Below are 9,444 nucleotides of genomic sequence, written 5' to 3' on the forward strand. Positions count from 1 at the left end.
ACCGCATGACAGCCAGCCGACCGCCTCTCGTCGCCCTGCCCGGATCCCTCGTCACCGTCGAGCCGCTCACGCGCGCCGACCTGCCCGAGCTGCACGCCGCCATCGGCCGGCCCGAGGTCTTCGCCGGCGGCTGGGGCGGTGGCCCGGCCGCGTACCGCGACGGCTACGACGCCTGGGCCGCGTTCGTCGAGGGGTACCTGCTCTGGGACTCGGCGAACGTGTACGGCGTGCGCCGCGCCTCCTCCGGGGAGCTCGTCGGCACCACGACCCTCGGGCTGTTCGACCTGCCCAACGAGTCCGCCCACGTCGGCTGGACGGCGTACGCGCCGCAGGTGTGGGGCACCGGGGTCAACGTCGAGACGAAGCTGCTCGTCCTCGGTCACGCCTTCGAGCACGGTCTCGGCCGCATCCAGCTGCAGGCCGACGTCCGCAACGAGCGCTCGCGCGCGGCGATCCTCCGCCTCGGGGCGACCTTCGAGGGGCTGCAGCGGCGGATGCAGCGGCGCGCCGACGGGTCGTGGCGCGACACCGCCGTGTACTCGATCCTCGCCGACGAGTGGCCCGACGTCCGGGCGGGGCTCGAGCAGCGCCTCGCCTCTTCAGCGGTCGTCCAGACAGGTGGAGAAGCCTGATCCCCATGACACTGGAAATCGCATACACCGCCATCGCCCACGCCTCCGGCGGGGGTCGTGACGGTCACGTCCGGAGCGAAGACGACCGTCTCGACTTCGACACCCGCCCCCCGAAGGAGCTCGGCGGGTCCGGCGAGGGCACCAACCCCGAGCAGCTCTTCGCGGCCGGCTTCGCGGCCTGCTTCCTCAGCGCGATGCACGGCGCCGGCAAGAAGCTCGGCGTCGACACGAAGGACGCGTCCGTCTCGGCGAGCGTCGGCATCGGCGGGAACGGCGAGGGCGGCTACGGCCTCGCCGTCGAGCTCGACATCTACGCGCCCAACGTCGAGGCGGGTCGCCGTCAGGAGCTCGCCGACGCGGCGCACCAGGTGTGCCCGTACTCGAACGCCACCCGTGGCAACGTCGAGGTCACGCTGACGCTGGTCGACTGACCCGCGGGCACGACCGTGACGCCGAGGAGGCGCGCCCCGACCACCCGGGGCGCGCCTCCTCCCGTCTCGTCCCACCCCGCTAGGCTCGACCAATGGCACTCGACAGTCCCCTCGGGGCGGACAGCCCCCTCAGCAGCACCGACCGCGACGCGATCGACGAGCTCACCGGCATCCGTCAGAGCATCGACAACATCGACGCGGCCCTGGTGCACCTGCTGGCCGAACGGTTCAAGTTCACCCAGTCGGTCGGTCACCTGAAGGCCGCCGCCGGCATGCCGGCCAGCGATCCCGAGCGCGAGCGCGTGCAGATCCAGCGCCTGCGTCAGCTCGCCGAGGAGAGCCGCCTCGACCCGGCCTTCGCCGAGAAGTTCCTGAACTTCATCGTCGGCGAGGTCATCCACCACCACGAGCGCATCGCCAACGGCACCGAGCCGTCCGGCTCCGGCCGGGCCTGAGCCGATGAGCCTGCCCGAGACGCCGGCCACCACGCCGTCCCTCGACCCGTCCGCCGTCCCCGCACCCGTCTCGGCGCCGCCCTTGACGGCGCCGCAGCGCCTCTACGTCGGGTCGTACACGGCGACCAGCGGCGGCCGCGGGGCGGGCATCACCGTCCTGGAGCGGGCGGCGCCCGGATCGCCCTGGCAGGCCGCGCAGGTCGTCGAGGCCGACGACCCCTCGTTCCTCGCCCTGGCCGACGGCGCCCTCCACGCCGCGTCCGAGACCGCCGAGGGCCGCGTCCTGTCGTACACGGTCTCGGCGGGCGTCCTCGTCGCGGCGAGCAGCGCCTCCTCCGGCGGCTCGTCGCCGTGTCATCTGACGGTCGACCCGGTCTCGGGCGCGCTCGTCGTCGCGAACTACGTCGGCGGCAGCGTCGGCGTGCTCGCCGACGACGCCTCGCACCCCAGCCGGGTGACGCGCACCGTCGGCCTCCCCGTCGGGCACGGGCCCGTGCTCGACCGGCAGGAGCGGCCGCACGCCCATCAGGCGATCCCGACCCCGTGGGGCTCCGTGCTGGTCAGCGATCTCGGCACCGACCGGTTGATCGAGTTCGTGATCGATCCGATCACTCTCGACCCCGAGCAGGTCGCGGTCCACCCCCTGCCGAGCGGCTCCGGGCCGCGGCACCTCGACTGGCTGGGCGACCGCCTGGTCGTCGTCGGCGAGCTCGACGCGCGTCTGCACGTACTCCGTCGGGTCGGCGAGAAGCTCGTCGTCGACCACTCCGTCGAGGTCTTCGAGGGCGCGTCGTCGACACCGGGCGTGCTGCCGTCGCACCTGGCCGTCGACGCCGGCCGCGTCTACGTGGCGATCCGCGGACGCGACACGATCAGCGTCTTCGCGGGTGCGGGCGAACGGCTCGAGTTCGTCGGCGAGGCGCCGTGCGGCGGCGAGTGGCCGCGGCACTTCGCGATCACCCCCGGCGTGCTCTACTGCGCCAACCAGGCCTCCGACACGATCTCGGTGCTGCCGCTCGACCCCGAGACGGGTCTGCCGGGCGCACCGCTCGACGTCTTCTCGATCGGCAGCCCGGCCTGCATCGTCGCGGGCTGAGCGGGCTGAGCGGGCTGAGCGGGCTGAGCGGGCTGAGCGGGCTGAGCGGCTGAGCGGGCCGAGCGGCCGAGCGGCCGAGCGGCTGAGCGGCTGAGCAGTCGCGGGCCGTTCGGCCGCGGTCAGCGCGGGGCGGCGAGGCGCTGCAGCACCGCCACGACCTCGTCGATCGCGGCTCGCGGGCTGTCCGGTCGACCGGTGCCGGCCGTCGCGAACTGGCCCGGGGTGAAGTAGAGGCCGTCCGAGACGAGAGAGACGACACGGGCGACGGCGGGATCGCCCACGGCGGCGAGGACCACGTCGTACCAGCGCTCCTGCATCGCGGTGAGGGCGTCGACCGCCCGCGGCCACCGCCCGCTCGTCGCGAGGTTCGCCACGGCCGTGATGCACCGGTCGAACGGAGCCTCGGCGAGGACGGGCGCGGGCGACGACGTGCGGATGAAGTAGTCGACCGGGCCGTCGGGCGCCGCAGTCATCCGGGCGACGTCGTCGTCGACGAGGCCCGTCAGCCGCTCGATCAGGCCGTCGACGAGCGCCTCCCTGCTGGGGAAGTGATAGAGCAGGCCGCCCTTCGAGACGCCGGCGGCCGCGGCGACGGCGTCGAACGTCGCGGCTCGCTCACCGCCGTCGACGACGAGCAGTTCGAAGGCGTCGAGCATGTTCTCGCGGGCTGACGGTCGGGGACTCATTCTGTTACTGTACCGTCCAGACGGTTTACTGTACCGTCTGGACGGTCGGGGCCCGTGCCTCCGTCTTCCGCCGTCGTCCCCCTCGTCAGAACCGAAAGCGATCCCGCACCATGGCCACCGCCTCCTCGATCCCCGTCACGACCACCGGCCCGCGGGCCGGTGCGCGGCAGTGGGCCGCCCTCGTCGTGCTGATGCTGCCGGTGCTGCTGGTCTCGATCGACAACACGGTGCTCAGCTTCGCCCTGCCCGAGATCTCGACGGCCCTGCGTCCGAGCGCCGCGAACCAGCTCTGGATCGTCGACGTCTACTCGCTCGTCCTCGCCGGGCTGCTCGTCGCGATGGGCTCGCTCGGCGACCGTTTCGGGCGTCGCCGGCTGCTGCTGATCGGCGCCTCCGGCTTCGCCGCGGTCTCGGTGCTCGCCGCGTTCTCGCCGAACGCCGAGTCGCTCATCGCGGCGCGCGCCGTGCTCGGCTTCTTCGGGGCCATGATCATGCCGGCCACCCTGTCGCTGCTCCGCAGCACCTTCACCGATCGCGACCAGCGTCGCCTCGCGATCGCGATCTGGGCGAGCGGGTTCGCGGCCGGCTCGGCGCTCGGGCCCATCGTCGGCGGCGTGCTGCTCGAGCACTTCGCCTGGGGGGCGGTGTTCCTCATCGCGGTGCCGGTGCTCGTCCCGCTGCTCGTGCTGGCGCCGATCCTGGTGGTCGAGAGCCGCGACCCGAACCCCGGCCCCTTCGACCTCGTCTCGGTGCTGCTGTCGCTCTCGGCGATGGCCCCGGTGGTCGCGTCGATCAAGCTGCTCGCCACGCACGGCCCCGGGCTCGACGTCGCCGCGCTGGCCGTGGTCGGCGTCGTGTCGGGCTGGCTGTTCGTCCGCCGGCAGCTGCGGCGCGAGCGTCCGCTGCTCGACGTCCGGCTGTTCGCGAACCCGGTGTTCGCCGGGTCGGTGGTCGTCAACCTGCTCGCCATCACCGCGCTGGTCGGCTTCCTCTTCTTCACGACGCAGCACCTGCAGCTCGTCGTGCAGCTGCGCCCGCTGCACGCGGCCCTGATGCTGCTGCCCGGTCTCGTCGTCATGATCGTGGCGGGCCTCGCCGTCGTGCCGCTCGTGCGTCGGGTGGCGCCCCGGTCGATCGTGGCCGTCGGGCTCGGTGCGGCCGCGGTCGCCTACGCGGCCGTCTGGCTCGCCGGGGCCGAGGCGCCGGTCTGGACCTTCGTCGTCGCCTTCCCCCTGGTCGGCCTCGGGGTCGGCGCGGCGGAGACCATCTCGAACGATCTGATCATCGCGGCCGTCCCCGCGAACCGGGCGGGCGCCGCCTCGGCGGTGTCCGAGACCGCGTACGAGGTCGGGGCGGTGCTCGGCACCGCGGTGCTCGGCAGCATGCTGACGGCGATCTACCGCGGCACGCTGGTCGTCCCGGTCGACGTCCCCGCCGAGGCCGGCGCGGCGGCCCGGGAGACGCTGGGAGGCGCGGCGTCGGCAGCCGCGGACCTCGACGGCCCGGTCGCGCAGCGGCTCCTCGACGCCGCGACCCACGCGTTCGACGCGGGCCTGGTGGCGACGGCCGGGGTCGGCGCCGGTGTCATGGTGCTGGCCGTCGTCGTCGCGCTCGTCGCCCTGCGGCGCGCGTCGGCGCACGACTGATCGGCGGCGGAGCGCCCGCCCCCCGGGTGACGCGCGACCGGGGACCGCGGTCTCCCCGAGCGGGTGTCATGCCGTCGGCGGCGTCGGTCCGCACGGGTAAAGTGGTGCCGTTCCACCCCGACACGTCAGGAGTCCCATGTCGCGCACCGTCCGACTCGCCGCCATCCCCGGCGACGGCATCGGCCCCGAGGTCGTCGCCGAGGCGCTGAAGGTGCTCGAGGTCGCGGTCGGCGACGAGGCGACGTTCGAGGTCACCGAGTTCCACCTGGGCGCGGGGCGGTATCTCGAGACGGGCGACATCCTCACCGACGACGACCTCGCGGCCGTGGCGTCCCACGACGCCATCCTCCTGGGCGCCGTCGGCGGAGACCCGCGAGACCCGCGCCTCCGGGGCGGCATCATCGAACGCGGCCTGCTGCTGAGGCTCCGCTTCGCGCTCGACCACTACGTCAACCTGCGGCCGACCACGGTCTACCCCGGCGTCCCGTCGCCCCTCGCCGATCCGGGCGAGGTCGACTTCGTGGTCGTCCGCGAAGGCACCGAGGGGCCCTACGTGGGCAACGGCGGGGCCCTGCGCCAGGGCACCCCGCACGAGATCGCGAACGAGGTCAGCGTCAACACCGCCTACGGCGTCGAACGCGTCGTCCGGTTCGCCTTCGAGAAGGCGCAGAGCCGTCGCGGTCGTCTGACCCTGGTGCACAAGACCAACGTGCTCGTCTTCGCGGGCGGCCTCTGGCAGCGCACGGTCGACGCGGTCGCGACCGAGTACCCCGACGTCGCGGTCGACTACCAGCACGTCGACGCCGCCACCATCCACCTCGTCGTCGACCCGTCGCGGTTCGACGTCATCGTCACCGACAACCTGTTCGGCGACATCCTCACCGACCTGGCCGGCGCCATCAGCGGCGGCATCGGTCTCGCGGCCTCGGGCAACATCAACCCCGACGGCGCGTTCCCCAGCATGTTCGAGCCGGTGCACGGATCGGCCCCCGACATCGCCGGCCAGCAGAAGGCCGACCCCACGGCGGCGATCCTCTCCGTGTCGCTGCTGCTCGACCACCTGGGCCTGCCCGAGGCGGCGGCACGCGTCACCGCCGCGGTCGAAGGCGACATCGCCGACCGGGCGACCCGCGCCTCCTCGGCCGACCCCCGCGGCACGTCCGAGATCGGCTCGGCCATCGCCGACCGGGTCCGCGCCTCGACCTCGACCTCCTCCGTCCGAAGGGCATCATGACCACCACCGACAACGCCCCCGCCTCGGGCGACACCCCGTCCGAGTTCGGACTGCAGTTCGAGCTGACGCCCTCGTCGACGGCTCGCGACGACGCCGAGCGCGAGGTCATCCTCTCCGACCCGGGCTTCGGCAAGCACTTCACCGACCACATGGTCACCATCGACTGGAGCCTCGACGCCGGCTGGCACGATGCGTCGGTGCACCCCTACGGACCCCTGCAGCTCGATCCGTCGGCATCGGTGCTGCACTACGCGCAAGAGATCTTCGAGGGGCTGAAGGCCTACCGGCACGCCGACGGCTCGGTCTGGTCGTTCCGTCCCGACGCGAACGCCCGTCGTCTGCAGCGCTCGGCGCGGCGTCTGGCCCTGCCCGAGCTCAGCACCGACGACTTCGTCGAGTCGATCCGGCAGATCGTCCGGGCCGACCTCGACTGGGTGCCCTCCGCGCCCGAGACGAGCCTCTACCTCCGGCCCTTCATGATCGCGACCGAGGCCTTCCTGGGCGTGCGCGCGGCGCAGGAGGTCGCCTACCACGTGATCGCCAGCCCGGCCGGCGCGTACTTCACGGGCGGAGTCTCGCCGGTGTCGATCTGGCTGACCACGAACTACGCGAGGGCGGGCAAAGGAGGCACGGGCGCGGCCAAGACGGGCGGCAACTACGCCTCGTCCCTGCTCCCGCAGCAGGAGGCCTACGAGAACGGCTGCCAGCAGGTGCTGTTCCTCGACTCGTCCGAGAGCAACTACATCGAGGAGCTCGGCGGCATGAACGTCGTGCTCGTCAAGAAGGACGGCACGCTCGTCACGCCCGACAGCGACTCGATCCTCGAGGGGATCACCCGCGACTCGATCCTCGAGCTGGCCGAGGCGCGCGGGCACCGGGTCGAGCGTCGACGCGTCACGATCGACGAGTGGCGCGACGGCGTGGCCGGCGGCGACATCGTCGAGGTGTTCGCCTGCGGCACGGCCGCGGTGGTCGTCCCGATCGCCGAGCTGAAGGGCGAGGGGATCCACATCGGATCTCCCGCGGCGGAGGGCGGCGAGCTCACCATGTCGCTGCGCGCCGAACTGACCGACATCCAGTACGGCCGCCGTCCGGATGTCCACGGATGGATGACGAGGCTCGACGCATGAAGATCGCACGGTTCGCCACCCCCGGCGAGGACCCCCGCTACGGCATCGTCGACGAGCGCGAGCTGATCGTGCTGGCGGGCGACCCGATGTACAGCGGCTACGAGACGACCGGCGAGCGGGTGTCGCTCCGATCGGCCAAGCTGCTCGCCCCCGTGATCCCGCGCTCCAAGGTCGTCGGCGTCGGGCTCAACTACCACGACCACGCCGACGAACTGGGCCAGACCCCTCCCGAGGCGCCGCTGCTCTTCATCAAGCCGAACACGACGGTGATCGGCTTCGGCGACTCGATCCAGCTGCCCCCCGATGTCGGCCAGGTCGATTTCGAGGGCGAGCTCGCCATCGTCATCGGGTCGATCGCCAAGCGCGTCAAGGCGGAGGACTTCCAGGACGTGGTCTTCGGCTACACGATCGCGAACGACGTCACGGCGCGCGACGTGCAGAACCGCGACGGTCAGTGGACGAGGGCCAAGGGCTACGACACGTTCCTGCCGCTCGGGCCCTACATCGAGAACGAGCTCGACTGGACCGACGCGACCATCGAGACGCGTGTCGACGGCGAGGTCATGCAGCGCGAGTCGACCCTGCAGATGATCCACAAGATCCCGCAGCTGATCGAGTACATCACCGATGTCTTCACATTGCTGCCCGGCGACGTCATCCTGACCGGGACACCGGCCGGCATCGGGCCCTTCACCGCGGGTCAGACCGTCGAGGTCGCGATCTCCGGCATCGGTTCGCTGATCAACCCCGCCAAGAACCGCGTCTAGAGCGCTCTCGCCGTGACCCCGAACCCGACCGCCGCGCCTCGACGCGCGCCGTGGATCCCCGGGGTCGGGGTGGCGGGACTCGCGCTCGGGGTCGCCTGGCTGATCCATCTGCTGGTGCCGACGGTGCCGATCCTCACCGGCTGCGTCGTGCTCGGCATCGTCGTCGCGCAGATCCGACCGATCCGACCGGCCGTCGACGGGCCGCTGGCCGCGGGGCTCACCCTCTCGGCCAAGCGACTGCTCCGCATCGGGGTCGTCCTGCTCGGGCTCAAGCTCAGCCTGATCGACGTGGCCGGACTCGGCTGGATGACCGTCGTCGTGGTCGTCGCCATCCTCGGTGCGACCTTCGCCGTGACCTGGGCTCTCGGCCGATGGGCTCGACTGCCCGGGGATCAGCCCCTGCTCCTGGCGGCCGGCTTCTCGATCTGCGGGGCGTCGGCGATCGGTGCGATGAGCGCCGTGACCCGTGATCGCGGACGCGACGCGGCGACGCCGGTGGCCCTCGTCACCCTGTGCGGCACCGCGGCGATCGCGGTGCTGCCGCCTCTCGCCTCCGCTCTCGGTCTGACCGATCTGCAGTTCGGGGCGTGGACGGGTGCCAGCGTGCACGACGTCGGTCAGGTCGTCGCGACCGCTCAGACCGCGGGCGCATCGGCGCTCGCCATCGCCATCGTCGTCAAACTCACCCGGGTCGTCATGCTCGCACCGGTGGTCGCGATCACCTCCCTCGTGATCCGACGCCGGGGTGGCGACGTCGGCGCCCGGCCCCCGATCGTCCCGCTGTTCGTGGTCGGATTCCTCGCGGCGGTGCTCGTCCGGACGCTCGTCCCGGTCCCCGGAACGGTGCTCGAGATCGCCGACATCGTGCAGACGGTCCTGCTCGGCATGGCGTTGTTCGGTCTCGGCACGGGCATCCGGTTCGAGAAGCTCGTCGCGACGGGTGGCCGAGCCGTCGCCGTCGGACTGGCCTCGTGGATCTTCATCGCGGTCGTCTCGCTGGTCGCGGTCCGCGCGCTCCCTCTGGCCTGAGCCGATCGATCGGCCGATCGACCGGCCGTTCCGTCGCGCCGATCGCTCGCGCCCTTCGCCGCCGACGGTCGCCGCCCTCGATCGGCGTCGCCCACGCGGGGACGTCCCGGGAGGCGCGCCCCCTCCCCGCGAGAGAGCCCCCCCCCTCGATGGCGGCGGCCCGTTTCGCCGGCGTACTCCGATCGCGTGAACCATCCGGGGGTCATCACCGTGCAGGGCTGAAGCCGGGAGCCCCGCGTCACAACCGAACCGGACCCGGGCGAACCCATCGCGACCGACCGTGGGAGTGGCATCTCGATGCTCGTCGATCAGCTCGTGGCGGGATGCTCATGTGCCCC

At 72.3% G+C, this 9,444-nt stretch carries 10 protein-coding genes; 9 read left to right on the forward strand and 1 reads right to left on the reverse strand.

All coding sequences use genetic code 11. The features are described from left to right. Positions 1-5: 5 nt before the first annotated feature. The 4 genes from FFA01_RS05220 to FFA01_RS05235 all read left to right on the forward strand — a co-directional run bounded on the left by FFA01_RS05220 (position 6) and on the right by FFA01_RS05235 (position 2,614). The gene (locus FFA01_RS05220; protein ID WP_146853688.1) at positions 6-632 is read left to right on the forward strand and encodes a GNAT family N-acetyltransferase; all 627 of its coding nucleotides are present in this window, start codon (positions 6-8) and stop codon (positions 630-632) included. An 11-nt stretch (positions 633-643) separates the two neighbouring features. Beyond that, a complete protein-coding gene (locus FFA01_RS05225) occupies positions 644-1,063 on the forward strand; it encodes an organic hydroperoxide resistance protein (RefSeq protein ID WP_146853720.1) in 420 nt (139 codons plus the stop codon). Between the two features lie 92 nt (positions 1,064-1,155). Next, the gene (locus tag FFA01_RS05230; protein ID WP_146853690.1) at positions 1,156-1,518 is read left to right on the forward strand and encodes a chorismate mutase; all 363 of its coding nucleotides are present in this window, start codon (positions 1,156-1,158) and stop codon (positions 1,516-1,518) included. A gap of 4 nt (positions 1,519-1,522) precedes the next feature. Then, positions 1,523-2,614: a lactonase family protein gene (locus tag FFA01_RS05235; RefSeq protein ID WP_146853692.1), complete on the forward strand. Its 1,092-nt coding sequence runs from the start codon at positions 1,523-1,525 to the stop codon at positions 2,612-2,614. Positions 2,615-2,733: 119 nt separating this feature from the next. Here the strand turns inward: FFA01_RS05235 and FFA01_RS05240 are convergent, their stop codons facing one another. Continuing rightward, positions 2,734-3,300, reverse strand: coding sequence for a TetR/AcrR family transcriptional regulator (locus FFA01_RS05240; RefSeq protein WP_146853694.1), 567 nt, complete (start codon positions 3,298-3,300; stop codon positions 2,734-2,736). 110 nt (positions 3,301-3,410) lie between these two features. Between FFA01_RS05240 and FFA01_RS05245 the strand changes: the two genes are divergently transcribed. The 5 genes from FFA01_RS05245 (at position 3,411) to FFA01_RS05265 (ending at position 9,106) form a co-directional block, all read left to right on the forward strand. Continuing rightward, a complete protein-coding gene (locus tag FFA01_RS05245) occupies positions 3,411-4,946 on the forward strand; it encodes an MFS transporter (RefSeq protein ID WP_146853696.1) in 1,536 nt (511 codons plus the stop codon). Positions 4,947-5,082: 136 nt separating this feature from the next. Then, the gene (locus FFA01_RS05250) at positions 5,083-6,180 is read left to right on the forward strand and encodes a 3-isopropylmalate dehydrogenase (protein WP_146853699.1); all 1,098 of its coding nucleotides are present in this window, start codon (positions 5,083-5,085) and stop codon (positions 6,178-6,180) included. Beyond that, on the forward strand, positions 6,177-7,310 hold the full coding sequence (locus tag FFA01_RS05255; protein WP_146853701.1) for a branched-chain amino acid aminotransferase: 1,134 nt from the start codon (positions 6,177-6,179) through the stop codon (positions 7,308-7,310). Before FFA01_RS05250 ends, FFA01_RS05255 begins: the two co-directional genes overlap by 4 nt. Then, positions 7,307-8,077, forward strand: a complete 771-nt coding sequence (locus FFA01_RS05260; protein ID WP_146853703.1) for a fumarylacetoacetate hydrolase family protein — start codon at positions 7,307-7,309, stop codon at positions 8,075-8,077. Before FFA01_RS05255 ends, FFA01_RS05260 begins: the two co-directional genes overlap by 4 nt. A 12-nt stretch (positions 8,078-8,089) precedes the next feature. Next, positions 8,090-9,106, forward strand: a complete 1,017-nt coding sequence (locus tag FFA01_RS05265; RefSeq protein ID WP_146853705.1) for a YeiH family protein — start codon at positions 8,090-8,092, stop codon at positions 9,104-9,106. Positions 9,107-9,444: the final 338 nt, after the last annotated feature.

The organism is Frigoribacterium faeni (genome assembly GCF_007988805.1).
GTDB lineage: Bacteria > Actinomycetota > Actinomycetes > Actinomycetales > Microbacteriaceae > Frigoribacterium > Frigoribacterium faeni.